The 25,479-nt window shown below is 38.4% G+C and carries 28 protein-coding genes and 1 pseudogene; 22 read left to right on the forward strand and 7 right to left on the reverse strand.

Translation table 11 applies throughout. The annotated features are described in order from the left end of the window. Positions 1-2: 2 nt before the first annotated feature. The 12 genes from DBU79_RS03340 to DBU79_RS03395 all read left to right on the forward strand — a co-directional run bounded on the left by DBU79_RS03340 (position 3) and on the right by DBU79_RS03395 (position 10,721). Positions 3-554, forward strand: coding sequence for a 3-deoxy-d-manno-octulosonic acid hydrolase subunit 1 (locus DBU79_RS03340; protein WP_154411530.1), 552 nt, complete (start codon positions 3-5; stop codon positions 552-554). Positions 555-562: 8 nt separating this feature from the next. Beyond that, a complete protein-coding gene (locus tag DBU79_RS03345) occupies positions 563-2,593 on the forward strand; it encodes an LTA synthase family protein (RefSeq protein WP_154411531.1) in 2,031 nt (676 codons plus the stop codon). 79 nt (positions 2,594-2,672) lie between these two features. Beyond that, on the forward strand, positions 2,673-3,545 hold the full coding sequence (gene folD / locus DBU79_RS03350) for a bifunctional methylenetetrahydrofolate dehydrogenase/methenyltetrahydrofolate cyclohydrolase FolD (protein WP_195834222.1): 873 nt from the start codon (positions 2,673-2,675) through the stop codon (positions 3,543-3,545). Continuing rightward, the gene (gene lepB, locus DBU79_RS03355) at positions 3,545-4,417 is read left to right on the forward strand and encodes a signal peptidase I (protein ID WP_154411532.1); all 873 of its coding nucleotides are present in this window, start codon (positions 3,545-3,547) and stop codon (positions 4,415-4,417) included. The genes folD and lepB overlap by 1 nt, the downstream gene beginning before the upstream one ends. Positions 4,418-4,425: 8 nt before the next feature. After that, on the forward strand, positions 4,426-5,124 hold the full coding sequence (locus DBU79_RS03360) for a site-2 protease family protein (RefSeq protein WP_154411533.1): 699 nt from the start codon (positions 4,426-4,428) through the stop codon (positions 5,122-5,124). 20 nt (positions 5,125-5,144) lie between these two features. Next, positions 5,145-5,600 (forward strand): ribose 5-phosphate isomerase B, encoded by a 456-nt coding sequence (gene rpiB / locus DBU79_RS03365; protein WP_001039784.1) that lies wholly within the window; start codon positions 5,145-5,147, stop codon positions 5,598-5,600. A 52-nt stretch (positions 5,601-5,652) separates the two neighbouring features. Then, positions 5,653-5,985 carry a hypothetical protein gene (locus DBU79_RS03370; protein ID WP_000495089.1) on the forward strand — a complete coding sequence of 111 codons (333 nt, stop codon included), beginning with the start codon at positions 5,653-5,655 and terminating at the stop codon, positions 5,983-5,985. A gap of 57 nt (positions 5,986-6,042) precedes the next feature. After that, positions 6,043-6,582, forward strand: a complete 540-nt coding sequence (gene apt, locus DBU79_RS03375; protein ID WP_001006117.1) for an adenine phosphoribosyltransferase — start codon at positions 6,043-6,045, stop codon at positions 6,580-6,582. Between the two features lie 14 nt (positions 6,583-6,596). Then, positions 6,597-7,175 (forward strand): DedA family protein, encoded by a 579-nt coding sequence (locus tag DBU79_RS03380; RefSeq protein WP_000393407.1) that lies wholly within the window; start codon positions 6,597-6,599, stop codon positions 7,173-7,175. Between the two features lie 47 nt (positions 7,176-7,222). Then, the gene (locus DBU79_RS03385; RefSeq protein ID WP_154411534.1) at positions 7,223-8,713 is read left to right on the forward strand and encodes a leucyl aminopeptidase; all 1,491 of its coding nucleotides are present in this window, start codon (positions 7,223-7,225) and stop codon (positions 8,711-8,713) included. 1 nt (position 8,714) lies between these two features. Continuing rightward, on the forward strand, positions 8,715-9,815 hold the full coding sequence (gene ychF, locus DBU79_RS03390; RefSeq protein ID WP_154411535.1) for a redox-regulated ATPase YchF: 1,101 nt from the start codon (positions 8,715-8,717) through the stop codon (positions 9,813-9,815). 33 nt (positions 9,816-9,848) lie between these two features. Further along, a complete protein-coding gene (locus DBU79_RS03395; RefSeq protein ID WP_195834219.1) occupies positions 9,849-10,721 on the forward strand; it encodes a radical SAM/SPASM domain-containing protein in 873 nt (290 codons plus the stop codon). 362 nt (positions 10,722-11,083) lie between these two features. Here DBU79_RS03395 and DBU79_RS03400 read toward each other — a convergent pair whose 3' ends face one another. Further along, a complete protein-coding gene (locus DBU79_RS03400) occupies positions 11,084-12,133 on the reverse strand; it encodes an AI-2E family transporter (RefSeq protein WP_154411536.1) in 1,050 nt (349 codons plus the stop codon). A gap of 115 nt (positions 12,134-12,248) precedes the next feature. On the opposite strand from DBU79_RS03400, the gene dapF reads away from it, so the two are divergent. Both dapF and DBU79_RS03410 read left to right on the forward strand, forming a co-directional pair. Then, on the forward strand, positions 12,249-13,070 hold the full coding sequence (dapF, locus tag DBU79_RS03405; RefSeq protein WP_154411537.1) for a diaminopimelate epimerase: 822 nt from the start codon (positions 12,249-12,251) through the stop codon (positions 13,068-13,070). 90 nt (positions 13,071-13,160) lie between these two features. Next, the gene (locus tag DBU79_RS03410; RefSeq protein WP_120801032.1) at positions 13,161-13,808 is read left to right on the forward strand and encodes a YkgB family protein; all 648 of its coding nucleotides are present in this window, start codon (positions 13,161-13,163) and stop codon (positions 13,806-13,808) included. Between the two features lie 23 nt (positions 13,809-13,831). Here the strand turns inward: DBU79_RS03410 and DBU79_RS03415 are convergent, their stop codons facing one another. Continuing rightward, positions 13,832-14,077: a ribbon-helix-helix domain-containing protein gene (locus DBU79_RS03415; protein WP_000418865.1), complete on the reverse strand. Its 246-nt coding sequence runs from the start codon at positions 14,075-14,077 to the stop codon at positions 13,832-13,834. Positions 14,078-14,249: 172 nt separating this feature from the next. Between DBU79_RS03415 and DBU79_RS03420 the strand changes: the two genes are divergently transcribed. The 7 genes and pseudogenes from DBU79_RS03420 to DBU79_RS03450 all read left to right on the forward strand — a co-directional run bounded on the left by DBU79_RS03420 (position 14,250) and on the right by DBU79_RS03450 (position 20,285). After that, the gene (locus DBU79_RS03420; RefSeq protein ID WP_154411538.1) at positions 14,250-15,500 is read left to right on the forward strand and encodes a hypothetical protein; all 1,251 of its coding nucleotides are present in this window, start codon (positions 14,250-14,252) and stop codon (positions 15,498-15,500) included. A 101-nt stretch (positions 15,501-15,601) separates the two neighbouring features. Then, positions 15,602-15,814, forward strand: coding sequence for a 30S ribosomal protein S21 (gene rpsU / locus DBU79_RS03425; RefSeq protein WP_001117778.1), 213 nt, complete (start codon positions 15,602-15,604; stop codon positions 15,812-15,814). 38 nt (positions 15,815-15,852) lie between these two features. Next, complete coding sequence (gene fabG, locus DBU79_RS03430; protein WP_140447676.1) at positions 15,853-16,596, forward strand: 3-oxoacyl-ACP reductase FabG; 744 nt, start codon at positions 15,853-15,855, stop codon at positions 16,594-16,596. Between the two features lie 230 nt (positions 16,597-16,826). After that, the gene (acpP, locus tag DBU79_RS03435) at positions 16,827-17,063 is read left to right on the forward strand and encodes an acyl carrier protein (protein WP_001163091.1); all 237 of its coding nucleotides are present in this window, start codon (positions 16,827-16,829) and stop codon (positions 17,061-17,063) included. A 301-nt stretch (positions 17,064-17,364) separates the two neighbouring features. Then, on the forward strand, positions 17,365-18,603 hold the full coding sequence (locus tag DBU79_RS03440) for a beta-ketoacyl-ACP synthase II (protein WP_014536895.1): 1,239 nt from the start codon (positions 17,365-17,367) through the stop codon (positions 18,601-18,603). 22 nt (positions 18,604-18,625) lie between these two features. Next, positions 18,626-19,564, forward strand: a complete 939-nt coding sequence (gene accA, locus DBU79_RS03445) for an acetyl-CoA carboxylase carboxyl transferase subunit alpha (protein WP_001029385.1) — start codon at positions 18,626-18,628, stop codon at positions 19,562-19,564. A gap of 492 nt (positions 19,565-20,056) precedes the next feature. Beyond that, positions 20,057-20,285, forward strand: a pseudogene (locus DBU79_RS03450) (hypothetical protein). A gap of 13 nt (positions 20,286-20,298) precedes the next feature. Here the strand turns inward: DBU79_RS03450 and DBU79_RS03455 are convergent. From DBU79_RS03455 to rpmE, 5 genes are read right to left on the reverse strand one after another with little or no spacing between them, the layout of a single operon-like run. After that, positions 20,299-21,120 carry a hypothetical protein gene (locus DBU79_RS03455; protein WP_120824540.1) on the reverse strand — a complete coding sequence of 274 codons (822 nt, stop codon included), beginning with the start codon at positions 21,118-21,120 and terminating at the stop codon, positions 20,299-20,301. Further along, positions 21,117-22,082, reverse strand: a complete 966-nt coding sequence (locus DBU79_RS03460; protein WP_154411539.1) for a sialidase — start codon at positions 22,080-22,082, stop codon at positions 21,117-21,119. Before DBU79_RS03460 ends, DBU79_RS03455 begins: the two co-directional genes overlap by 4 nt. Before the next feature lie 12 nt (positions 22,083-22,094). Next, the gene (gene rlmB, locus DBU79_RS03465) at positions 22,095-22,778 is read right to left on the reverse strand and encodes a 23S rRNA (guanosine(2251)-2'-O)-methyltransferase RlmB (RefSeq protein ID WP_154411540.1); all 684 of its coding nucleotides are present in this window, start codon (positions 22,776-22,778) and stop codon (positions 22,095-22,097) included. Between the two features lie 12 nt (positions 22,779-22,790). Further along, positions 22,791-23,654, reverse strand: a complete 864-nt coding sequence (gene rsmI / locus DBU79_RS03470) for a 16S rRNA (cytidine(1402)-2'-O)-methyltransferase (RefSeq protein ID WP_154411541.1) — start codon at positions 23,652-23,654, stop codon at positions 22,791-22,793. 24 nt (positions 23,655-23,678) lie between these two features. Further along, the gene (rpmE, locus tag DBU79_RS03475) at positions 23,679-23,882 is read right to left on the reverse strand and encodes a 50S ribosomal protein L31 (RefSeq protein ID WP_000715278.1); all 204 of its coding nucleotides are present in this window, start codon (positions 23,880-23,882) and stop codon (positions 23,679-23,681) included. Between the two features lie 264 nt (positions 23,883-24,146). Between rpmE and rho the strand changes: the two genes are divergently transcribed. Next, on the forward strand, positions 24,147-25,463 hold the full coding sequence (gene rho, locus DBU79_RS03480) for a transcription termination factor Rho (protein WP_001004691.1): 1,317 nt from the start codon (positions 24,147-24,149) through the stop codon (positions 25,461-25,463). The last annotated feature ends 16 nt before the right edge of the window (positions 25,464-25,479 follow it).

The following is a 25,479-nucleotide window of genomic DNA, read 5'->3' on the forward strand; positions in this document are numbered from 1 at the left end:
TCATGCTTATATATTCTTCTTACACGCTGAGTTTTGTATGGGTTTTTTTAATTTTCTTTTTTTTCAAAAATAAGCCATTGGGTTTGAGATTTTCACTCTCTTTTTTAAGCGTGATTTTAAGCAATATCGCTTTTAAAGGCTCTCTATCGCTCAATGCATTTTTAAGCAGTTTTACAGCCCCCTTAAGCCCCTTTAGCTGTCTTTTAATCCTTGCTTATGTGATCTTTTCTTGTCATATACTCAAAAAACCCCCTTTAGAAACCTTGCAATCTTATAGCGTCATGCTGTTTTTCAATCTGTTGCTTTTGACAGATATTTTAGGGTTTTTGCCTTTTTCAATCTATCATCATTTCATGGCTTCTCTTATTTTTAGCGTGCTTTTTTGCAGCAGTTTGTTTTTGAGCAGCCCCTTATTGGGTGTGATCGCTTTAGTGGCTTTATCCAGTTCGCTTTTGATGCGTTCTAATTTTCAAATCTTGGATTCTTTATTGGATTTCCCTTTGCTTCTTTTTGTCTTTTTTAAGACTTTATATCTTGTTCAAAAAAGGTTATAGTAACGCTTATGAAATCCTTATCTAATGCCCTTTTTTCGCTCTTTTTAAAAGGTTTTTATTTCACCTTTTTTATGAGCTTGTTGTTTGTTTTTAATCGTATCGGCTTTATCATTTATACAGGCTATTATAAGCATGCTTTAAAAAACCCTATTTTTGATGAAATCATCAAAACCCTATTCAATGGAGCCAGATACGATAATCGTGTAGTCTCAAGCTTAGCGATTCTTTTTATCCTCATCGGATTATTGGGGTTATTGGCCCCTAAACACCAAACCAGAATGCTTAATGTTGTGGCGTGTTTTTCTATCGTTATTATCCTGTTTTTAAATATTGCTAACATTGTTTATTATGGCATTTATGGGAATGTGTTTGATGAAAATTTATTGGAATTTCTGCATGAAGACACGCTCACGATTTTAAAAATGAGTGGGGAATACCCTATTTTTTCTAGTTTTTCACTCTTTATAATCCTTAGCGTTTTAATTTCTTTTATCTATTTCAAACTCCAAAACGCCCTTTTTAAGCCCACAAATGTTTATCAAACCACCAAACCCCTTAAAACTTTCATTTTATTTGCGCTTTTTTCACTCACGCAAATGTTTTACATTAACGCGCAATTGAGCTTTGTTGGCGCATCTTTAGATCTCAGCATAGAGCCAGCCAAAGATCCTTTTTTAATGAAAATCACCCCCGGTGCGTTTCGTAACCTTTATCTTTTAGCACGCAATTACAGACAAAGCCATAATCTTAAATTCAGCGATTTTGCTAAAGAAACGCCTTTAGAAGTGGCGAAAAATTATTTCAATCTTAAAGAAAACCCCTCAAACAACCTCTATGAGTTGCTAACTCAGACAAGCCGCAACAATTCCAATCAAACCATTCAACATGTTTTTTATATCGTTTCAGAGTCTTTGAGTTCATGGCATTTTGATCCAAAATTTGACGCTATAGGACTAACGAGCGCTTTACAAAATTTGGTTAAAAAAGAGCATGCCTACATGCTTTCTGCTTTTATTGAAAGCGCCCCACGGACCGTTAAAAGCCTAGATGTCCAAATCACAGGCTTACCCTATATCAATGATAATAATTTAGTTAATTCAGGAGTGATCCTTAAAAGCTTTCCTATGGCGATTGGCAATATCATGAAAACTCTGGGTTATAAAAACAACTTTTATTATGGGGGTAGCGGGATTTGGAACAAACTAACTAGTTTCACCAAAAAACAAGGTTTTCACGCCCTTTATTTCAATAACCACCTCTTAGAATTTGCCAAAAACAAGCCCTACCCTAAGCCCATAGAGAGCAACTGGGGAGTGCATGATAATATTTTATTTGACTATATTTTAGAAAACACTAACCCTAATGAAAAAACTTTCAGCATGGTCATGACTTTAAGCAATCATGCGATCAAAAATGTGAATCTCAAAGCCTTTGGCGTGCCTTTAGAAAAAATCCAAAAATTTGTGGAAAACACCCCCAAAGCAGAAAATATACCGGACGCTAATTCTTTAGGGCATATTTACTGGTATGACAAAGTGGTAGTCAATTTCATCCAAAAAGCCAGCCAAAAATTCCCTAACTCGCTTTTTATCATCACAGGGGATCATTTTGACAGGAGCTATGAATACGCTAAAAACGATTTATATACGATTAAATCCGTGCCGCTTATTTTGTTCGCCCCTACTTTAAAGCCTGAAAAAATCAGTCAAGTCGGATCGCATTTAGACATCGCCCCTACGATTGTTGAACTGGTCGCTCCTAAAGGTTTTCAATTTGTGAGTTTTGGAAAACCTTTATTTTCTAACAATACAACAAACTCTCCAAGCCACCCCAATTACGCGCTAGGTTATGAAGCGATCGCTACCAAAGATTATTTTTATAATCCGAGTTTGGGGTTAAGGTATTTGAATGAAAACCACAAGGAACAAAAGGATAAACAAAACGACAAAACAAAAGCTTCTCATTTTTACCAGCAATTAGAATCCTTAAAAGCCCTTAGTTATTACTTGCTCTATCATGGGGCTAACCTTAAAGATTGACAAACTGAGTTTTTAATTCCATTAAACGCATGATTTTTGCTACAATAATAGGATTTTAATGGATAAAGGACAAATAAGCATGCCAAATAGAGGCGTTGTTTTATTAGACGGGCAAGCGCTAGCTTATGATATAGAAAAAGATTTGAAAAATAAAATCCAAATAATAACCACGCAAACGCACAAACGCCCCAAACTAGCCGTGATTTTAGTGGGGAAAGATCCTGCTAGTATCACTTATGTCAATATGAAGATCAAAGCATGCGAAAGGGTGGGCATGGATTTTGACTTAAAAACCCTCCAAGAAAATATCACTGAAGCCAAATTGCTGTCCTTGATTAAAGATTACAATACCGATCAAAACATTTCAGGCGTTTTAGTCCAGCTCCCCCTACCCAGACACATTGACACTAAAATGATTTTAGAAGCCATTGACCCCAGTAAAGATGTGGATGGTTTCCACCCCCTTAATATCGGCAAGCTCTGCACTCAAAAAGAATCGTTTCTGCCAGCTACCCCTATGGGCGTGATGCGTCTTTTAGAGCATTATCATATTGAAATCAAGGGCAAGGATGTGGCGATTATTGGGGCGAGCAATATCATTGGAAAACCTTTAAGCATGCTCATGTTAAACGCTGGGGCTAGCGTGAGCGTGTGCCATATTTTGACTAAAGACATTAGCTTTTACACCCAAAACGCTGATATTATCTGCGTGGGCGTGGGTAAGCCTGATTTGATTAAAGCGAGCATGTTAAAAAAAGGGGCTGTAGTGGTGGATATTGGGATCAATCATTTGAATGATGGGCGTATCGTGGGCGATGTGGATTTTAACAACGCGCAAAAAGTTGCCGGTTTTATCACCCCTGTGCCTAAAGGCGTGGGGCCTATGACGATTGTTTCGCTTTTAGAAAACACTCTCATCGCTTTTGAAAAACAACAAAGGAAGGGATTTTAATGAAATTTTTACGCTCTGTTTATGCATTTTGCTCCAGTTGGGTAGGGACGATTATTATTGTGCTGTTGGTTATTTTTTTTATCGCACAAGCCTTTATCATTCCCTCTCGCTCTATGGTAGGCACGCTCTATGAGGGCGATATGCTCTTTGTCAAAAAATTTTCTTACGGCATACCCATTCCTAAAATCCCATGGATTGAGCTTCCTGTTATGCCTGATTTTAAAAATAATGGGCATTTGATAGAGGGGGATCGCCCTAATCGTGGCGAAGTGGTGGTGTTTATCCCTCCCCATGAAAAAAAATCTTACTATGTCAAAAGGAATTTTGCCATTGGAGGCGATGAGGTGTTATTCACTAATGAGGGGCTTTATTTGCACCCTTTTGAGAGCGACATGGACAAAAATTACATTGCTAAACATTACCCTAACGCCATGACTAAAGAATTTATGGGTAAAATTTTTGTTTTGAACCCCTATAAAAGTGATCATCCGGGTGTCCATTACCAAAAAGACAATGAAACCTTCCACTTAATGGAGCAGTTAGCCGCTCAAGGCGCAGAAGCTAATATCAGCATGCAACTCATTCAAATGGAGGGCGAAAAGGTGTTTTACAAGAAAATCAATAACGATGAATTTTTCATGATCGGCGATAACAGAGATAATTCTAGCGACTCGCGCTTTTGGGGGAGTGTGGCTTATAAAAACATCGTGGGTTCGCCATGGTTTGTTTATTTCAGTTTGAGTTTAAAAAATAGCCTGGAAATGGATGCAGAAAATAACCCCAAAAAACGCTATCTGGTGCGTTGGGAGCGCATGTTTAAAAGCGTTGAAGGCTTAGAAAAAATCATTAAAAAAGAAAAAGCAACGCCTTAAGGTTTTTTGTGCAATTTTTTAATTTCTCTTTAGAAAGTTTTATCGCCACCTTAATGAAGATCCTAGCCCTTTTAATCGCTATCATAGGGCATGAGATCATGCATGGCTTGAGCGCGTTTTTATTTGGGGACAGGAGCGCAAAAGACGCTAATCGTTTGAGTTTAAACCCTATCAGGCATTTAGACATGATGGGATCGGTGCTTTTACCGGCCCTATTACTCATTTTTCAAGCCCCCTTTTTGTTTGGGTGGGCCAAACCCGTGCCCGTGGATATGCGCTATATTGTTTCTCAAAAAGGCTCTCTGGCATGCGTAGTGGTGAGTTTAGCTGGGGTGGCTTATAATTTCACTTTGGCCGTTCTGCTCGCTTTTATCACGCATTTAAGCTTCCAAGAACCATGGATTAACGCTTTAAGCATCAATGAATTGAACCTTTATCAGCTCGCTTTAGTAACCTTTCTCATTCAAGGCATTCTTTATAATCTTGTCTTAGGCGTTTTCAATAGCCTCCCTATCCCACCCTTAGACGGCTCCAAAGCGTTAGGCTTTTTAGCGTTGTATTTTAAAAGCGCGTTTTTATTGGAATGGTTTTCTAAAATGGAACGCTACGGCTTTTTGGTAGTGTTTATCTTTTTGTTTATCCCCCCTTTATCGGAGTTTTTTATCCATGCGCCCACAAGATTTTTATTTTCCTTACTCCTTTCTTAATCTTTCATCAAGGAGAGTTTATGAATAAGCCCTTAAAGCCTTCTCAAGTTTTTGTAGGCAGCGATCATGCAGGGTTGCATCTTGCAGAGTTTGTCCAACATTTTTTAGAAGACAAGGATTTTAAGATCCAAGCTTTTTTACCCACTATGAGAGTGGATTACCCTGATTATGCTAAATTAGTGTGCCAAAAGGTCCTAGAAAACCCGCAAAGTTATGGTATTTTGGTGTGCGCTACAGGGATAGGCATGAGCATGGGCGCTAATCGTTTTAAGGGTATTAGAGCCGCTTTGTGCCTTGATGCTTACATGGCCAAAATGACTCGCTTGCACAATAACGCTAATGTCTTGTGTTTGGGCGAAAAGATTAGCGGTATTGGCGTAGTGGAAAGCATTTTAGAAGCGTTTTTCTCTACAGAATTTGAACAAGGCCGTCATGTGTTGCGCATCCAAAAACTAGATGAATCGCTGAAATCATAAACCTAATGTAGTATAATTGCATCGTTTCGTTAAAAAGGATATTTTAATAGGCATGTTCACCCAATGGTTTATCATCACTATCGCTATTGTTTTTATCCTTTATATGGGTGTGCGCACTTTCTTTTTTAAAACCGTGGCTAAACGGCAAGAACGCACCAACGCATCCATGAAGCTCACCTTACAAGAAGCTGAAATTTTGATCCAAAAACACCAGTTGCAACTCCAAAGGGCTTTAGGCAATATTGATATTCTTACTCAAGAAATGAGCTCGTTAAAAACAGAACTAAAGGCCCTTAAACAGCGCAATTCTGAATACAAAGGCGAATCGGATAAATATAAAAATCGTATTAAAGAATTGGAGCAAAAAATAGAAGCTCTCCTTTAAAAACGCTATAATAAATCAAAATCCTGCAACCAATCAGTTATATTAAAGGATATTAAAATGAATGAAACGCTCAAAGAAGAACTTTTACAAAGCATCAGAGAAGTGAAAGATTACCCTAAAAAAGGGATTTTATTCAAAGACATTACCACACTACTCAACTACCCTAAACTCTTTAATAAACTCATTGACGCGCTCAAAAAACGCTATCTCGCTCTCAATATAGACTTTATCGTGGGCATTGAAGCTAGGGGGTTTATTTTAGGCTCTGCTCTCGCTTATGCGCTTGGGGTGGGTTTTGTGCCTGTGAGGAAAAAGGGCAAACTCCCCGCGCACACCCTATCTCAAAGCTACAGCCTAGAATACGGGAGCGATAGCATAGAAATCCACTCCGACGCTTTTAGGGGGGTTAAGGGGGTAAGGGTGGTGTTAATTGATGACTTATTAGCCACTGGAGGCACAGCTTTAGCGAGCCTTGAGCTTATCAAAGCCCTACAAGCCGAATGCATAGAAGCATGCTTTTTGATAGGGTTAAAAGAATTACCGGGTATCCAACTTTTAGAAGAACGAGTGAAAACCTTTTGTTTGTTAGAGTGCTAGAATAAGGGTGAATTTTGGAAGAATACATCATTGACTTATGGAATCAGCATGCAGCGACTTGGGGGTATCTCATTTTATTTGGGTGGAGCATTTTAGAAGGCGAAATTGGGTTAATTCTAGCAGGGATTGCCAGCTATACCGGTCATATGCATTTAGGGTTAGCCATTTTAGTCGCAGGGATTGGGGGTTTTGTGGGGGATCAGATCTATTTTTACATCGGCCGCACCAATAAAGCTTACATCCAAAAAAAGCTAGAAAAACAACGCCGAAAACTAGCCCTAGCCCATTTATTGTTGCAAAAACACGGCTGGTTTATCATTTTTATCCAACGCTACATGTATGGCATGCGCACCATCATTCCCATTAGCATAGGCCTCACGCGCTATAGCGCTTTAAAATTCGCTATTATCAATCTCATTAGCGCGATGGTGTGGGCGAGCATTACCATTATTTTGGCGTGGTATTTGGGAGAAGAATTATTGCATGCGTTAGGGTGGCTTAAAAAACACCCTTATGTGCTAATATTACTATTAGTATCTTTCTTGGCGTTGGTTCTATGGTATTTCCAATACTATAGTAAGAAAAACCGCTAGATTTCAATACAATTCTTGGAAGATATGAAATTAAAAAAGGAGACTTTATGTTGAAAATCAAATTAGAAAAAACCACTTTTGAAAACGCAAAAGCTGAATGCAGTTTAGTTTTTATTATCAATAAGGATTTTGATCACGCTTGGGTCAAAAATAAAAAATTGCTAGAAACCTTTAAATACGAAGGCGAAGGCGTATTTTTAGACCAAGAAAATAAAATCTTGTATGCGGGCGTTAAAGAAGACGATGTGCATTTATTAAGAGAGAGTGCATGTTTAGCCGTTCGCACCCTTAAAAAACTCGCTTTTAAAAGCGTTAAAGTGGGGGTTTATACTTGCGGAGCACATTCTAAAGATAACGCGCTTTTAGAAAACTTGAAAGCGTTGTTTTTGGGCTTGAAATTAGGCTTATACGAATACGACACTTTTAAATCCAACAAAAAAGAAAGCGTTTTAAAAGAAGCGGTTGTCGCTTTAGAATTGCACAAACCTTGCGAAAAAACTTGCGCAAATTCTTTAGAAAAGAGCGCTAAAGAAGCTTTAAAATACGCTGAAATCATGACAGAAAGCTTGAATATCGTTAAAGATCTAGTCAATACCCCCCCTATGATTGCCACCCCGGTTTATATGGCTGAAGTGGCGCAAAAAGTGGCTAAAGAAAACCATTTAGAAATCCATGTCTATGATGAAAAATTTTTAGAAGAAAAGAAAATGAACGCCTTTTTAGCGGTCAATAAAGCCTCTCTTGGCGTCAATCCTCCTCGCTTGATCCATTTAGTCTATAAGCCTAAAAAAGCGAAGAAAAAAATCGCTTTAGTGGGTAAGGGCTTGACTTATGATTGCGGAGGTTTGAGCTTGAAACCGGCTGATTACATGGTTACCATGAAAGCGGATAAAGGCGGTGGCTCTGCGGTGATTGGGCTTTTAAACGCGTTAGCCAAACTGGGCGTGGAAGCTGAAGTGCATGGCATTATTGGGGCTACAGAAAACATGATAGGCCCAGCCGCTTATAAACCAGATGATATTTTAATCTCCAAAGAAGGCAAGAGCATAGAGGTGCGCAATACCGACGCTGAAGGGCGTTTGGTTTTAGCGGATTGTTTGAGCTACGCTCAAGACTTAAGCCCTGATGTGATCGTGGATTTTGCGACCCTTACCGGGGCGTGTGTTGTGGGCTTAGGCGAATTCACTTCAGCGATCATGGGGCATAATGAAGAGTTAAAAAATCTCTTTGAAACTTCAGGGTTGGAATCCGGCGAATTATTAGCCAAACTCCCCTTTAACCGCCATTTAAAAAAATTGATCGAATCTAAAATCGCTGATGTGTGCAATATTTCTTCTTCACGCTATGGCGGTGCGATCACAGCGGGCTTGTTTTTAAATGAATTTATCAGAGATGAATTTAAGGATAAGTGGCTACACATTGACATTGCAGGTCCTGCTTATGTGGAAAAAGAATGGGATGTGAATAGCTTTGGAGCGAGTGGGGCTGGGGTTAGAGCATGCACAGCTTTTGTGGAAGAATTTTTGAAAAAGGCTTGAAATGGGCTTGTCTGTAGGTATTGTGGGTTTGCCTAATGTGGGCAAATCCAGCACTTTTAATGCACTCACTAAAACCCAAAACGCAGAGAGTGCAAACTACCCTTTTTGCACCATTGAACCCAATAAAGCCATCGTGAATGTGCCTGATAGGCGGCTTGATGCGTTGGCTCAAATCGTAAAGCCTGAACGCATTTTGCATTCTGTGGTGGAATTTGTGGATATTGCCGGATTGATTAAGGGAGCGAGCAAAGGAGAGGGTTTAGGCAATCAATTTTTAGCCAATATCAAGGAATGCGAAGTGATCTTGCAAGTGGTGCGCTGTTTTGAAGATGACAATATCACGCATGTGAACGATAGAATTGACCCCTTAAATGATATAGAGATCATTGAATTGGAGTTGATTTTAGCGGATATTGCCGCTTTAGACAAAAGGATCGATCGCTTGCAAAAAGCCCTAAAAAGCTCAAAAGACGCTAAAAATCTTTTAGAATGTGCTTTGAGTTTAAAAATGCATTTAGAAGAATTAAAGCCGGCGAAAACTTTTGCCCTAAATACAAGCGAGGCTTTTTTAGAATTGGACAAGGAATTGCGTTTTTTATCCCATAAAAAAATGATCTATGCCGCTAATGTGGGCGAAGAAGATTTAAACGCTCTCAATGAGCATGCTAAAAAAGTCAAAAATTATGCGAAAGATCAAAATAGCGAGTTTGTTGCCTTGTGCGCTAAATTAGAAGAAGAAATGGTTTCTATGAGTGAATATGAAGTCAAAGAATTTTTGCAAAGTTTAGGCGTAGAAGAAAGCGGGCTAGAAAAGACCATTCGTTTGAGTTTTAAGGAATTAGGCTTGATCAATTACTTTACCGCTGGAGTCAAGGAAGTGCGATCATGGACGATTAAAAAAGGCTCTAGTGCGCCTGTGGCTGCTGGGGTGATCCATAAGGATTTTGAAAAAGGCTTTATCAGAGCTGAAACCATCAGTTACGATGATTTTATCGCTTATAAGGGCGAAGCCGGAGCGAAAGAAAAGGGAGCGTTACGCATTGAAGGTAAGGATTATATCGTTCAAGATGGCGATGTGTTGCATTTTCGCTTCAATGTCTAGTGTTTTTTCAAACAAGCGTTACTATTTTTTGAATTGAAACCTAGTAAGAAACTTTTTAAAAAAATCTATATAGAATTAAGCGATATTTGCGGGTTGCAATGCAGTTTTTGCCCTAACCCTAAAAATATCAGAGGCGTGATGCCTTTAGAATTGTTTGAAAAAGTTTGTAAAGAAGTAGCCCTCTTAACCCAAATTATCACCTTGCATGTTTTAGGCGATCCTTGCAAGCTCAAAAATTTAAAACACTATCTCAACACCGCTAAACGCTTTTCTTTGAAAGTGGATTTGGTTACTAGCGGGGTGTATTGGCGCGATTTTGAGGCACTTTTACACGATGCAATCTATCAAATTTCTATTTCTTTAGACGCAGGGCTAGACAATCGCAACAAAATCAACCAGCACCGCTACATCCAAAAAATTTTAGAATTTTGCCGCTACAAATTTGAAAAAAACAGCGAAGTGTTTTTGAATTTACGCATTCAAGACAGCACCCTTGAGAAACACCAGAATTTGATCAAACCTTTTTTAGAAAGCTTTGAATTTGTTTCTTTAGAGGGTTTAAAAACGCAAGGGCGCACTCGTTTGTTTAAAAAAAGTTTTTTGAATATCCAAAAAACCTTTAAATGGCCGAATTTGAACGCCCAAAATCCTTTAGATCAAAAATCAAAGATCCCCTATTGTTACGGATTAATCAAGCAAATCGCTATTTTATCTAATGGCGTTGTCGTGCCGTGTTGCATGGACACGCAAGCTAATATCAGCCTTGGCGATTTAAACCATACGCCCCTAAAAGATGTTTTAAAGAGCCAAAAAGCTATGGCTATCAAAACCCATTTTTTAAAGGGCGAAGCGTTAGAACTTTTATGCAAAAACTGCTCCTACCCTTTGATCCGTTATAAAAAATAAAACCACTCCCTTAAGGATTAGCCCTGCTTATTCCTTGAAAAGGCTGTTATTTTTAGCGCGTTTTGTAATCCTTTCAATAGCTCGTTAGTCATTGGTTTTGCAATTGTGGTGGCGTTTAGTTCGCTTCAGTAATAAACAGCGATTAAAAGCTTTTACTCTTTAATATTCTTATCTTTTATGTTTGGATTGGTGCCGCTAGAATTGTCAAAATTTTAAGGGTTAAAAGACAAGTGACTCTTTTCTTTTGTAATAGCTTGTGGGGTCGAAAAAAAAATCGTGGGCTTCTCTTGATGCCATTCAAAAACACTAATTGACCCCACTCTTTGATTCCTACGCTTTTTAGTTGTTTTGCGTTATTTTATTCAACATTCGCATGCTTTTTGATCGTTTTGGATAAAGTAATTTTCATACAATCGCAGCAGTGCAATAAAAAACGCCGTGATAGTAGGCCCTACAATAATCCCCCAAAAACCAAATTGTGAAATCCCGGCAATCATGGAAAAGAAAATCAGCATTTCATTGATTTTAAGGGTGGTTTTAAAGATTCTTTTTTTGATGAAGACGATTAAAATTGGCTTGATCACGCTATCAATCAGCACACTAATCAATAAAATGGAATACAAAGCGATAAAAATAGCCTCATTCACATTCCCATGATAAAGCTCATAAATCGCTATAGGGATCCAAATCAAAGCCCCCCCAACAGCCGGCACCAAAGATGCTAGGCCGTATAAAATCCCTAAAGACCAGCCGTCATGCCCAAACCATACGATCATCAACCCAAACGCCACGCCCTCTAAAATAACCGTGATGAGAGAAGTTAAAAGCACGATGCGTAAAATCCCAGCCACTTCTTCAAAAATCTTTTTGCTTTGATTTGTTCCAAGAGGCAAGACTCCCAAAAAATAACGATAAAATCTCTCCCCATAGTAAAAAAAGAAAAACAACAGCCCCAAAATAAACAAGGCGTCTGTAATGAGCTTCAAGCTGTATTTTCCCACATAGCTGCTTATTTTCAACAAATAGCCCGTGATTGAAGTGGCACTAAAATTTTCTAAAAACTTGATCGCTCCATCATGAATGGTAGGAAAATGCGATAAATTTTCGGTGATTGTCCCTTTAAGCCATTTGATTAGGGCTGAAAATTTTTCAAAATTGATTTCAAAAATGATATTAGAACTTTTATAAACAATAAAATACAACGGCACGATCAAAACGCTCGCTAAAACCAAAACGCATAAAAACGAACTGATCAAATTCAAAAAGCGCTTATCTAAAAAAACTTTCACTTGAAAAAATCCCACGCACAAAAGCCCAGCGATCAGCACATCCATTAAAAAATCTTGATACAGATAGATCATCCAATAAAAACCAATCAAAAAAAGAATCCAAAAGAAATACTGAGCTTTCATGAAATTATCCCCATTAAACTGAACCAAAAATTATCAAATGTTAGCTAAAAAACGCTCTTTAAAGGATAAAAAACCTCTTTTAACTTATAATTAAAATCAAAAAGGCTTACATTAGATGGTGTTTTACAAATATTCAGGGAGCGGGAATGATTTTTTAATCGTTCAAAGTTTCAAAAAAAAAGATTTTTCAAATTTAGCCAAACAGGTGTGCCATAGGCATGAGGGTTTTGGGGCTGATGGGCTTGTAGTCGTCTTACCGAGTAAGGATTATGACTACGAATGGGATTTTTACAATTCAGACGGCTCTAAAGCTGGCATGTGCGGGAATGCGAGCCGTTGCGTGGGGTTATTTGCCTACCAACATGCTATAGCCCCTAAAGAGCATGTTTTTTTAGCCGGAAAAAGAGAGATTTCTATTTGCATAGAAGAGCCCAATATCATAGAGAGCAATCTTGGTAACTACAAAATCCTAGATGTGATCCCTGCTTTAAGATGCGAAAAATTTTTTTCAAGCGACAGCGTTTTAGAAAATATCCCTACTTTCTATCTCATAGACACAGGAGTGCCGCATTTAGTGGGATTTGTGGAAAACAAAGAGTGGTTAAATTCCCTTAACACGCTGGAATTAAGGGCTTTAAGGCATGCGTTTAACGCTAATATTAACATCGCTTTTATAGAAAATAAAGAGACGATTTTTTTACAAACTTATGAAAGAGGGGTTGAAGATTTCACGCTAGCTTGCGGGACAGGCATGGCGGCGGTTTTTATCGCCGCACGCATTTTTTATAACACGCCTAAAAAAGCCGCTCTCATCCCTAAAAGCAACGAATCTTTAGAACTTTCTTTAAAAAATGATGAAATTTTTTATAAAGGCGCGGTGCGTTATATTGGCATGGGTGTTTTGGGCATGAGTGTTTTTGATGGTTATTTCTTGTAATAGTAATGATTTTGTTGCAATTAAACATAATGCGCTATCATTTGCGAGTTGTTTTTAGCAATATAAAAAATATCCTAAAGGAATAAAACCATGCAAGCGTTAAAATCATTACTTGAAATGATTACAAAACTCCAGAATCTAGGCGGCTATTTGATGCATATAGCTATTTTTATCATTTTTATTTGGATTGGAGGGCTTAAGTTTGTGCCGTATGAAGCCGAAGGGATCGCTCCTTTTGTGGCTAACTCCCCTTTCTTTTCTTTCATGTATAAATTTGAAAAACCCGCATACAAACAGCACAAAATGTCTGAATCCCAATCCATGCAAGAAGAAATGCAAGATGACCCTAAAATCGTTGAAAACAAAGAATGGCATAAAGAAAACCGCACTTATTTAGTGGCTGAAGCTTTAGGGATCACGATTATGATCCTAGGTATTTTGGTGCTTTTAGGGCTTTGGATGCCTTTAATGGGCGTGATTGGGGGCTTGCTTGTCGCTGGAATGACGATCACGACTCTATCTTTTTTATTCACCACACCAGAAGTGTTTGTCAATCAGCATTTCCCATGGCTTTCTGGGGCTGGAAGGTTAGTGGTTAAAGACTTGGCGTTATTTGCTGGAGGCTTGTTTGTGGCCGGGTTTGATGCGAAACGCTATTTAGAGAGGAAAGGGTTTTGCTTGATGGATCGCTCATCAGTAGGGATTAAAACTAAATGCTCTAGTGGGTGTTGCTCTTAAAGAGCGAACGCCTTAAAGTAGGCTTAAAGCCTACTAGAAGAATCATAATTGATAGAAGAATCTTGGTTAGTGCCTTTTTTGTAAATGATTGTTTTTAAAATGTGGCGTTTGACAAAAGAATTAACGCTTTCTACTTCTTCATCAGCCAATCGTCTTAAAACATCATGCTCGTCTTTAGAGAGATAAAAAGTCACTGAAAAATTGCGTTTCAACTCATCTACAGCGACACGCTTACGACCGGGTTTTATATTTTTATTTCCTAATTCCATTAAAATTTCCTTTTTTAGTTAGTGTGTAGTAATATCATAACAGCTATTCTAACATGAAATAAACGCCATTTTATATTAAATCTAAAGAAAAATATTTTTAGATGTGCTAAAATACCCATTTGTTACAAGATAAGCTTTTTTATCAAAAATAATGATGGCATAGGGGCAACAAGTGGCAATAAACACCTTTTTAAAACATTCTTTTCTGCTCTGTTTGTTAGCGGTTAATTCTTACGCTTTTGATTGGAATATTTTTAAATATAATTTGGGTTTCAATATGTTTATCATGGACCATGAAGGATCAACGCCTTATTGGGTCAATACTAACACCAATCTTAAAACCCGTTTGACTCCAAATTTTGGGATCCAATTTTATACAAAAGGTGTGGAGCAAAGCCTTACTGTGGGGGCGTATTTTTTTCAAAACTTCCATAACTACAGCACTAATTTTCCCTACCGCTGGGGGCCTACTATGTATTATAAGGCTAGGGGGAAGCGTTTTACTTTTTATGGAGGGATTTTTCCTAGGAAAAACCTCTTAGGAAGGTATGGTTTGAATATTTTTGCCCCTTATTATTGGTTTATAGATCCAAACGCTAGAGGGTTTTTATTGCAATTTCAAAACCATTATTCGCCTTCAAAACCCTATTATGGGCATGCGGAGTTCATGCTAGATTGGTTTGGAGGCAATTGTTACAACACTTGCAAATTCGGGAGAAACCCTTATGGGAACGCAATGGACAGGTTTCAAATGAACGGCTCTGTGGCTTATAATTTCTTTAAGGATTTATTGGGTATTGGAGGGTATTTTGTCTTGTTCCATAACGAAGACAAATACCTTTTGAATGGGGCTGATGGCATGCAGTTTAATGAAAAAAAAGCGATTGGCAATAATAATATTTATCTTATGGATCGCCTCTACTTTAACGCTTACATAGGGACAAGTCTTTTAGACATCGCCCCCTTTATGGAAAAACTCAACGCCAGTTTTGGCATGGTTTCTGAATCAAGCCGATTAAGGCAAATCCACAACAATGTGCCTTTTATGAATAGCGTGGGCGGGCAATTGGATGTAGAGATTCAATACAAAGGCTTTGGAATACACAATTTATTTTTCTTCGCCAAGACTCCAGAAATGCCTTTTTATAACCAATACCAGTATGTTGAAATGTATTGCACGCCTTCGTATTGCCCTACGCCTATTTATCGTGGCGTGCCATTCTTTCAAGCCAACATGTATAATCGTTTTGATTTGTATTACAATTGGAAAAACGACTTCGCATCGGTTCGCATCAACTTCGTGCTTAATGCGATGCGTGGGGGCTTTGATAGGAGCTTGCCTTGGTCAGAATCTTATCAAGTGTATATGACGGTTGCCTTTGATCCTTATAACCTTATTAACAAAATTGCTAGAAAAAAGTGAAAATTCTTGACAACCAGTTAATTCGTCTTATATAATGCTATTTCATTTGTAGCCATTGTTTGAGCAATGATTTTAAGCTATGGAAAAGAGGTGATAGCAGTATGCCAGGGATTAAGGTTAGAGAAGGCGATGCGTTTGATGAAGCTTACAGGAGATTCAAAAAGCAAACCGATCGCAATTTGGTGGTAACAGAATGCCGTGCTAGAAGGTTCTTTGAGTCTAAGACTGAAAAACGCAAAAAACAAAAAATCAGCGCTAAAAAGAAGGTTTTAAAGCGTCTTTATATGTTAAGGCGTTATGAATCAAGACTATAAGAACTTGAACGAATTTAAAATTTAAGGATTATTGAATAATGCAATTTACAGGGAAAAATGTTCTCATTACTGGGTCTTCTAAAGGCATTGGGGCTGAAATCGCCAAAACTCTCGCTTCTATGGGGTTGAAAGTTTGGATCAATTACCGCAGTAATGCTGAAGTGGCTGACGCTTTGAAAAATGAGCTTGAAGAAAAAGGCTATAAGGTAGCTGTCATTAAATTTGATGCGGCTTCTGAAAGCGATTTTGTTGAAGCGATACAAACCATTGTCCAAAGCGATGGGGGTTTGTCTTACTTGGTGAATAACGCCGGTGTGGTGCGCGATAAATTAGCGATCAAAATGAAAACAGAAGATTTTCACCATGTCATAGACAATAACCTCACTTCAGCGTTTATAGGTTGCAGAGAAGCCCTAAAAATCATGAGCAAAAGCCGTTTTGGGAGCGTAGTCAATATCGCGTCTATCATTGGTGAAAGAGGCAATATGGGGCAGACAAACTACTCAGCGAGTAAGGGAGGGATGATTGCGATGAGCAAGTCCTTTGCTTATGAGGGAGCTTTAAGGAATATTCGTTTCAACTCTGTGACGCCCGGTTTTATAGAAACCGACATGAACGCCAATTTGAAAGATGAACTCAAAGCGGATTATGTTAAAAACATTCCTTTAAACAGGCTAGGGTCTGCTAAGGAAGTGGCAGAAGCGGTAGCGTTTCTTTTGAGCGATCACTCTAGTTACATCACTGGAGAGACTCTCAAAGTCAATGGCGGGCTTTATATGTAGTCCTAAACAAAGGGTTCTTTTAGCGATAAAAGTTTGTAAGTAGCAAAAATCATGCTAACATTATGAGGTTATTCTAAAACAAAGAGGTTATTATCAAATGGGGATTATTTATTTAATATTGTTTCTCATTGTAATTTATTTGTTGTATAGGATTTTAGATGTTTTGGAGCAAAAATAAACGCTCCAATGATGGTTGATTTAATTTTTACAAAAACAAGGGAGTTTTAATTATGGCTTTATTTGAAGATATTCAGGCAGTTATTGCTGAGCAGTTGAATGTGGATGCGGCGCAAGTTACGCCGGAGGCGGAATTTGTGAAGGATTTGGGTGCGGACTCTTTAGATGTCGTGGAACTAATCATGGCGTTAGAAGAAAAGTTTGGCATTGAAATTCCTGATGAGCAAGCGGAAAAAATCGTCAATGTGGGCGATGTGGTAAAGTATATTGAGGATAATAAACTAGCTTAATCTTTTTAACTTGGAGCGTTTTCTCCAGGTTTTAGTCAAAAATTTGGCTTTAGCTAAGTTTTATCCCAACAGCACGAAAAAACTCTGTCCTTTAGGGTGCAAGATGTGAGTGCGTAGCCGTTAGGCTATATTCAAGCTAAAAGAGGTTAAAATAGTCTTTTTGGGGTAGGAAATATCCATGCAGACTTTAAAGAACAAAGCCTTTCGTGTTAGCATTCAATGGAATGCTTTAGTTAGGAAGCCCCTTGCCTTAGAAAGGGGCGGTTTCACTGAATTAAAGTTTTGAAATGAGGAGCTATTGGTGCGTCGGATTGTAGTAACTGGAATGGGAATGATCAATTCGCTAGGTTTAAATAAAGAAGATTCTTTTTTAGCGATCGCTAAAGGGGAATGCGGTATCAAAAACATAGAAAGTTTTGATGCGAGCGCGTTTCCTGTGCGTATTGCTGGAGAAATCACTGACTTTGACCCTACAGAGGTGATGAACCCCAAAGATGTTAAAAAGGCGGGTCGTTTCATTCAATTAGCCTTGAAAGCCACAAAAGAGGCGATGAAAGATAGTGGGATTTTAGACGCTCACAATAAATGCCCTGAAGAATTGGCAAATCGCATGGGCGTAAGCTCTGGCTCTGGGATTGGCGGGTTAGGCAATATTGAAGCGAATTCCATTTTTTGTTTTGAAAAAGGCCCTAGAAAAGTCAATCCCTTTTTTATCACTTCTGCGTTAGTGAATATGATTGGCGGTTTCACTTCCATTGAGTTTGGCATTAAAGGGCCTAACCTCTCTAGCGTAACGGCTTGTGCAGCAGGTACTCATGCCATTATTGAAGCCGTTAAAACCATTTTGCTTAATGGGGCTGATAAAATGCTAGTCGTGGGAGCGGAATCCACCATTTGTCCTGTAGGGATTGGGGGGTTTGCGAGCATTAAAGCCCTTTCTACAAGGAATGATGATCCCAAAAAAGCTTCAAGACCTTTTGATAAAGATCGCAATGGCTTTGTGATGGGCGAAGGCGCTGGGGCTTTGGTGCTTGAAGAATACGAGAGCGCGAAAAAAAGAGGGGCAAAAATCTATGCAGAATTTGCTGGGTATGGTGAGAGTGGCGATGCTAACCACATCACGGCTCCGGCTCCTGAGGGTGAAGGGGCTTTTAGAGCCATGAAAATGGCTTTAGAAATGGCGAAAGTGGAAGTAGGCTATGTGAACGCTCATGGGACTAGCACGCATTATAACGATTGGTATGAAAGCATCGCTCTAAAAAATGTGTTTGGCTCTAAAGAAAAAGTCCCTCCCGTTAGCTCCACTAAGGGGCAGATTGGGCATTGTTTGGGTGCTGCGGGCGCGTTAGAAGCCGTTATTTCTATCATGGCCATGAATCAAGGGATCTTACCTCCTACCATCAATCAAGAAACGCCTGACCCAGAATGCGATTTGGATTATATCCCTAATGCGGCCAGAGAAAAGCAAGTGGATGCGGTGATGAGTAACTCATTTGGTTTTGGTGGCACTAATGGTGTTGTGATTTTCAAAAAAGCCTAGTTTTACAAAGTTAGGATTTTGAATGGCCATTTATTTAGATTTTGAAAATCATATTAAAGAAATTCAAAATGAAATTGAATTAGCCCTTATTAGAGGCGATGAGGACGCTAAAGAAATCTTAGAAAAAAGATTGGACAAAGAAGTTAAAAGCATTTACTCCAATCTCACTGATTTTCAAAAACTCCAATTAGCAAGACACCCTGACAGACCCTACGCTATGGATTACATTGATTTGATCTTAAAAGATAAGTATGAAGTCTTTGGGGATAGGCACTATAACGATGATAAAGCGATCGTGTGTTTTATAGGCAAAATTGATAATGTCCCAGTTGTGGTGATCGGAGAAGAAAAGGGCAGAGGGACTAAAAACAAGCTTTTAAGAAATTTTGGCATGCCTAACCCTTGCGGCTATCGTAAGGCTTTGAAAATGGCGAAATTTGCTGAGAAGTTTAATTTGCCCATTTTAATGCTTGTAGATACAGCCGGGGCGTATCCGGGGATTGGTGCAGAAGAAAGAGGCCAGAGTGAAGCGATCGCTAAAAATCTCCAGGAGTTCGCTTCCTTAAAAGTCCCTACTATTTCTGTAATTATCGGTGAAGGGGGCAGTGGTGGTGCGTTAGCGATTGCGGTGGCTGACAAATTGGCTATGATGGAATATTCCATTTTTAGCGTTATATCCCCAGAAGGTTGCGCGGCGATTCTTTGGGATGACCCTAGCAAGACTGAAGTGGCGATTAAAGCGATGAAAATCACGCCTAGAGACTTAAAGGAGGCGGGGCTTATTGATGATATTATTTTAGAGCCTAGCAAAGGGGCTCATAGAGACAAATTTTCAGCGGCTAACACGATCAAAGAGTATTTTTTAGACGCTCTAAGGACTATCCAACAAGACCCTCATTTCCTTGACAACCGTTATCAAAAATTGATGTCGCTTGGTTCGTTTGTGGAGGGCATGAATTAGATCTATAAAAAACTTTGCGTTAATGAAATATTGATAACTGGTTCTTTAACTTTTAAGATTGTGTTTTTAAACTTTATTTTAAACCTATTCTCTTAAGGAGATAAGGGGTATTTTGAAATAATTCCCCAACTAAAATCCCCTAAAGACCGCTTTTAAAAATACCTCTTGATAAAATCAAGCTCTCTACTATCCGATCTTAAAAAATGCAATATTTTTTTATAACCAACGCTCAATAAAAACAAAGCTAAATTTTTCACTACTTGCTATCATTTTAGAAAAAAGTGAATATTTTACATAGCTTGTATAATAATATAAAAAACATCATTGCGTTACCAACTCGACGTGTTGAATAAAAGCATTCTCATTTTACAATACAAAAGTTAGGTCTAATGGTATTTTTAAAAAAGAAAGAAATCCCATGGTTATACATGAAAAATCAAAAGCCGCTTTTCTAGGAATTGGTCTTTAAGGAATAGGGGGCAGGCATTTTGCATCTTCAAGCATGTATTTTTCTCACTTCTTCTCATTACAATGGCGTTTGGCAAAAAAGGTAAAATCTTTAAACTCGCCTTGGAATTTCTATTGTTAGCGGCATTTCACTATTGCTTGGTGCTTTACACCAGCGCATTTATTTTTTGTATGGTTTATTAATTGGTGGGCTGTCCTTTTTATAGAAGTGGAAGCGGAGCTTATTAGCAAGCTGTTTTATTCCAATCAATAGGGTTACCCCCTACTTAAGGCATCGCATCAAAAACCACGCTAATCCCATTTTTTAAAATGATAGGGTTTTTTGCATCAGTGATATGGATAAAACGCACACCATCAAGCAAATTAAGAGCGATTTCTTGCTGTCTGTTTTCTTTAGCAATGATTTGAATGATCTTTAAGTTTTCATCATAAAAGATCACTTTGGGTTGCCATAAAGGGTTATTAGAGCTTATTTTTAAATACGCATTCTGATTCACGCTCAGCCAATACTTCCCACTCGCTTCCTTAAATTCCACAGGATCGCTACTCAAAACTAAGGCTCTTGCGTTAGGGAGCTTGATTTTTTGTAAGACAAAGTCGTATTCCCACTCTTTTAAAGACACCCGTCTAATATCTGTAAAATCAAAACCATGCCTTTTCATCGTTTCTATTAAAATGTTAGGGTCTAAAACATATTCCGTTTTAAGCTCGTATGAAAAAACATTCTCGCCCAAAGAGCTTTGCATTTTAATGGGCAAAACATACGAATACCCCATCATGCTCAAAGAATTATTGATGCTTTTGGCAAACGCTAGGGGATTGCTTGAAGCCTTGAAAGTGATTTTTAACATGCTTGGCTTGTCAAAATTAAAAGACAAAAGCCCGTTTTCTTTGAGAGTGTTGAGCAGTTTCAAGGAATCCAAACGCCCCATTACATAGAAAGCTTTACGATTTTTAAACAGACGCTCTAAAAAAAGCTTGTTTGTATGATAAGCTCGCTCCCCCATTAAATTCTCAATCCTATCGTTTAAAGCATCAGCGTTCAATAGCGTTCCCCCAACAATAAAAGCTAAAAAAAGGTTTTTCATTGCTGGAGTTCTTTGTATTGGGCCTCGTTGATGAGCGTTAAGCCTTTGGCTGGCTCGTATAAAAACCGCCTAGTTTTGCTATCGTTATAATTTTGTTCTTGATGGTTGTTTTTAAGACTAAGATGCCCATGCCCAAAACGCAACAACAAGCGATGGTTTTTGGTTTCTAAAGAATAATTTTTTTTAAAAACCTTTTGAAAAGAATTTTTTTTCTCATCTAAATCAATCACTTCCACCCAAATATCTCGTTTAGGGATAATATAAATGGTATTAGGATATTCTTTGATCGCTTCTTTTTCTTGCTTGTCTTGTTCTTTTGGTTTTTCTTCTAGTTTAGGCGTTGGCTCTGGCTTGTTTTCTTCTGCAAGATTAGCGTCATTGAAAGAACTCTTTTTAGTGCCGGATTTAATAGCGCTTTCTCGCTCTTTTTCTTCTTTTAAAGAAGAGCTGTTTTGAATGATAACGACCGCCAACACAATGACAATCACCCCTATAACCAAAACAAAGGGTTTCCATTTGGAAGATTTTTTGGATAATGAAGTATTGGCTTGATTGATGCTGTAATCCAATTCAACCTTAAGGGGTTTTTTTGCTGTTTCTTCAGGATCTGTTTCTTGATTTTTCTCTTCACTTACGCCCTCTTTAAAAACACACACTTTGTCAAATTCTTTCATCCATGCGCTCAAATCAATTTTATACTCGCGCTCTAAAATTTGTATAAATCCCCTAGCATGCACCCTTGATAAAGACTCATAGCGTTTTTCCAAGATAGAATGGATATTTTTAGAAGCGATTTTAGTCGCCTTGCAAATTTCTGTTACTCCAACTTCTTTTAAAATCTGCAAATTTTTATCTAAATTTTTAAGCGATAATTCTTCTAATGCCGCACCAGAAATATCTTTAGAAATGTTTTGAACACCAGAAATATCTAAATTTTCTAAACTTTTTTTATGCTGTTCCATTCAATTGACCACCTAGTTGATTTTATCCATTAAGATCCCTGCTGCCACGCTCACATTGAGCGAATCAAAATCTCTTCGCATTTTTACGCTTAATATAGTATCCATTTTAGCAAGGATTTTTTTAGACAACCCCTCATGCTCGCTCCCCAAAAAAAGAGCACATTTTTTTAAGGATAGATTTTCTACTTGACTAGAGCCTTGCATGCTCGTGCCCAAGCATAAAAACCCGCTCGTTTTCAATTCATTGATTAAATCCAGCGTGTTAGGCGCAACGCTAAAAGGCAAATCATACATAAGCCCCAAGCTGGATCGCACAATCCCCTCATAAGCCAATTCTTTAGCAAAATCTAAAATAACGCCATCCATTCCTAAGCAATACGCGCTCCTAAAAATACCCCCAATATTCCCCACATCCGTAATCCCACAAAGCACTAAAAGTTTTTGAGCTTTTTTAACCTCTTTTAAAGGAAGCGCTAAAGGCAATTCCACCTTAGCTAAAACCCCTTGATGGTTCCCCCCCTTAGCCAAGCTTTGCGCTTTTTTGTTATCCACTTTGATGATATTAGGGCATGCTTTTTTGAGCGCGAAAAAAAACTTTTTGTCTATTTCTTTAGAAAGATAGATTTCTTGCAATTTTTCTTGATGAGAGTTTAGAATGCGCATAATCACCTGCTTGCCATAAATTACTGCCTGCATGCTAAACCCCTTTTATTGATTTTTTTCTTCTAACAAACGCTGGAAATAAAGCTCTTTAGCGTTTTTTTGTGTCATAGCGGCTTCAATTTTAGCCTTAATTTTAGGAGGTAAATCCAACTCCAATAACGCCGATAGCCCCATGCAAGGCTCTATTTTTTTCTCATTCAAAAGCACTAAAACCCACTCCCCTTGGATATTATTTTGTCGCAACCGCTCTATGATTTGAGAAACCTCTCCTAAATAATATTGCTGGTGGAGTTTAGTAAGCTCTTTAGCCGCAAACAAATGCATGCCTTTAGCCAAATCGTTTAAATCCTTTAAAGTCTCTAGCAATCGGTGCGGGCTTTCATAAAAAACCACCGGGGTTTTTTCTTCTAAATACGCTAAAGCGTTTAAAATTTTAGCGATTTTTAAGCGCCTTTCCTTACTCTTATGAGGTAAAAAGCCAGCATAAAAAAACCGCCCTTCTAAAAACCCGCTCGCGCAAAACGCCGTAGTGAGCGCGTTAGCCCCAGGCAAGACATCGTAGGGAATGTTATGTTTTAAAGCGTGAGCGACTAAACTCATGCCTGGATCGCTCAAACTTGGCATGCCCGCATCGCTCATCACAGCGATTTCTTTGTCAAAAAAAGAAAGCTCTACTTTGTTTAAAAATTCCCGGTCGTTGTGCGAATGGAATGCGATAAATTCCCTTTTTTGAGTAGCGATATTGGGGAAAGAATGGCTAATAACAGGGTTTTGTGCAAGCAAGTGCAACAACCTCTTACTCACCCTTGTATCCTCGCATAAAAAAATCTCACAACGCTCTAAAACTTCTAAGGCGCGTAGCGTAATGTCAGCGAGATTACCTATAGGAGTGGGCAAAAAATACAGCACAAAAAGCCACGCTTTTTAAAAGAATTACTTCAAGTTGTAGCGTTGCTTGAATTTCTCTACTCTCCCTGCAGTGTCAGCGATTTTGTCGCTACCGGTATAGAAAGGGTGGCAAAAGCTAGAAATATCAATACGCATTTCAGGTTTAGTGCTTAAAACTTCAATTTCTTTCCCGCTAGTTACACAAGTAACTTTGCATGGGATATATTCGGGGTGAATGCCTTTTTTCATCAAGTATCCTTTATTTTTAAATTTAAACTTAAAATTATAGCATAAGTAACAATAAATTAAAACCACTCTAAAGTTAAAATAAAATTTGCTTTGTTAAAAAATTTATGATAGCATAGCGAAGCATTACGAAATCCAACACTTGTGGCATGTGCCACTTATTAGAATCTTTTGGTTACACTAATTTTTTAAGAATGCTTTAGCTTTTTGTATTTTTATCTTAATTGCAACAAACTAGAAATCTCTTTTTAATTAAAAGGAAATTTAATGAACGAAAACGCGCCTACGCATAAAAGTCCGCACAAAGTCAAAACACACACGCCAGTGAGCGGTTATCACATTGAAGATTTACGCACCTACCCTACTGAAAAGCTTTTAGAAATCGCTAACAAGCTCAAAGTGGAAAACCCCCAAGAATTCAAACGACAAGACTTGATGTTTGAAATTTTAAAAACCCAAGTTACGCAAGGCGGATACATTCTTTTTACCGGGATTTTAGAAATCATGCCTGATGGCTATGGCTTTTTAAGAGGGTTTGATGGGAGTTTTTCAGACGGGCATAATGACACTTATGTCAGCCCTTCTCAAATCAGGCGTTTTGCTTTAAGGAATGGCGATATTGTTACCGGTCAAGTGCGATCCCCCAAAGACCAGGAAAAATACTACGCCCTTTTAAAAATAGAAGCCATCAATTATTTGCCTTCAGATGAGATTAAAAACCGCCCTTTGTTTGACAATCTAACCCCTCTATTCCCTGATGAACAAATCAAATTAGAATACGAACCCACTAAAGTTACCGGCAGAATGCTGGATTTATTCAGCCCTGTGGGGAAAGGTCAAAGGGCTTTGATCGTTGCGCCACCAAGGACTGGGAAAACGGAGCTCATGAAAGAACTCGCCCAAGGCATCACCTCTAACCACCCTGAAGTGGAGCTGATTATTCTTTTAGTGGATGAGCGCCCTGAAGAAGTTACGGATATGCAACGAAGCGTTAAAGGTCAAGTTTTTAGCTCCACTTTTGATTTGCCCGCAAACAACCACATAAGAATCGCTGAGTTGGTGCTAGAAAGGGCTAAAAGGCGAGTGGAAATGGGAAAAGATGTGGTGGTTTTATTGGATTCTATCACCCGTTTAGCCAGAGCGTATAACGCTGTAACGCCTTCAAGCGGTAAGGTTTTAAGTGGAGGCGTGGATGCGAACGCCTTGCACAGACCCAAGCGCTTTTTTGGAGCCGCAAGGAATATTGAAGAAGGCGGGAGCTTGACGATTATCGCTACTGCATTGATTGAAACGGGATCCAGAATGGATGAGGTGATTTTTGAAGAATTTAAAGGCACCGGGAATAGCGAAATCGTTTTAGCGAGAAATATTGCAGACAGACGCATTTACCCGGCCTTTGATATTTTAAAATCCGGCACACGAAAAGATAATATCTTGCTTGGCAAAGACCGCTTGACTAAAGTGTGGGTTTTAAGGAATGTGATGCAACAAATGGATGACATAGAAGCCTTAAGCTTTGTGTATTCTAAAATGCAACAAACTAAGGACAATGAAGAATTTTTAAATTTAATGAATGAAAAATAAAATCCCTTATTAAAAT

Source organism: Helicobacter pylori, assembly GCF_009689985.1.
Lineage (GTDB): Bacteria > Campylobacterota > Campylobacteria > Campylobacterales > Helicobacteraceae > Helicobacter > Helicobacter pylori_CG.

Excerpts from the sequence above, each read along its gene's own strand:
- DBU79_RS03340 (WP_154411530.1), top strand. The coding sequence starts at position 3 with ATGCTTATATATTCTTCTTACACGCTGAGTTTTGTATGGGTTTTTTTA.
- DBU79_RS03345 (WP_154411531.1), top strand. The coding sequence starts at position 563 with ATGAAATCCTTATCTAATGCCCTTTTTTCGCTCTTTTTAAAAGGTTTT.
- folD (WP_195834222.1), top strand. The coding sequence starts at position 2,673 with ATGCCAAATAGAGGCGTTGTTTTATTAGACGGGCAAGCGCTAGCTTAT.
- lepB (WP_154411532.1), top strand. The coding sequence starts at position 3,545 with ATGAAATTTTTACGCTCTGTTTATGCATTTTGCTCCAGTTGGGTAGGG.
- rpiB (WP_001039784.1), top strand. The coding sequence starts at position 5,145 with ATGAATAAGCCCTTAAAGCCTTCTCAAGTTTTTGTAGGCAGCGATCAT.
- DBU79_RS03370 (WP_000495089.1), top strand. The coding sequence starts at position 5,653 with ATGTTCACCCAATGGTTTATCATCACTATCGCTATTGTTTTTATCCTT.
- apt (WP_001006117.1), top strand. The coding sequence starts at position 6,043 with ATGAATGAAACGCTCAAAGAAGAACTTTTACAAAGCATCAGAGAAGTG.
- DBU79_RS03385 (WP_154411534.1), top strand. The coding sequence starts at position 7,223 with ATGTTGAAAATCAAATTAGAAAAAACCACTTTTGAAAACGCAAAAGCT.
- ychF (WP_154411535.1), top strand. The coding sequence starts at position 8,715 with ATGGGCTTGTCTGTAGGTATTGTGGGTTTGCCTAATGTGGGCAAATCC.
- DBU79_RS03400 (WP_154411536.1), bottom strand. The coding sequence starts at position 12,133 with ATGAAAGCTCAGTATTTCTTTTGGATTCTTTTTTTGATTGGTTTTTAT.
- dapF (WP_154411537.1), top strand. The coding sequence starts at position 12,249 with ATGGTGTTTTACAAATATTCAGGGAGCGGGAATGATTTTTTAATCGTT.
- DBU79_RS03410 (WP_120801032.1), top strand. The coding sequence starts at position 13,161 with ATGCAAGCGTTAAAATCATTACTTGAAATGATTACAAAACTCCAGAAT.
- DBU79_RS03415 (WP_000418865.1), bottom strand. The coding sequence starts at position 14,077 with ATGGAATTAGGAAATAAAAATATAAAACCCGGTCGTAAGCGTGTCGCT.
- rpsU (WP_001117778.1), top strand. The coding sequence starts at position 15,602 with ATGCCAGGGATTAAGGTTAGAGAAGGCGATGCGTTTGATGAAGCTTAC.
- fabG (WP_140447676.1), top strand. The coding sequence starts at position 15,853 with ATGCAATTTACAGGGAAAAATGTTCTCATTACTGGGTCTTCTAAAGGC.
- acpP (WP_001163091.1), top strand. The coding sequence starts at position 16,827 with ATGGCTTTATTTGAAGATATTCAGGCAGTTATTGCTGAGCAGTTGAAT.
- accA (WP_001029385.1), top strand. The coding sequence starts at position 18,626 with ATGGCCATTTATTTAGATTTTGAAAATCATATTAAAGAAATTCAAAAT.
- DBU79_RS03455 (WP_120824540.1), bottom strand. The coding sequence starts at position 21,120 with ATGAAAAACCTTTTTTTAGCTTTTATTGTTGGGGGAACGCTATTGAAC.
- DBU79_RS03460 (WP_154411539.1), bottom strand. The coding sequence starts at position 22,082 with ATGGAACAGCATAAAAAAAGTTTAGAAAATTTAGATATTTCTGGTGTT.
- rlmB (WP_154411540.1), bottom strand. The coding sequence starts at position 22,778 with ATGCAGGCAGTAATTTATGGCAAGCAGGTGATTATGCGCATTCTAAAC.
- rpmE (WP_000715278.1), bottom strand. The coding sequence starts at position 23,882 with ATGAAAAAAGGCATTCACCCCGAATATATCCCATGCAAAGTTACTTGT.
- rho (WP_001004691.1), top strand. The coding sequence starts at position 24,147 with ATGAACGAAAACGCGCCTACGCATAAAAGTCCGCACAAAGTCAAAACA.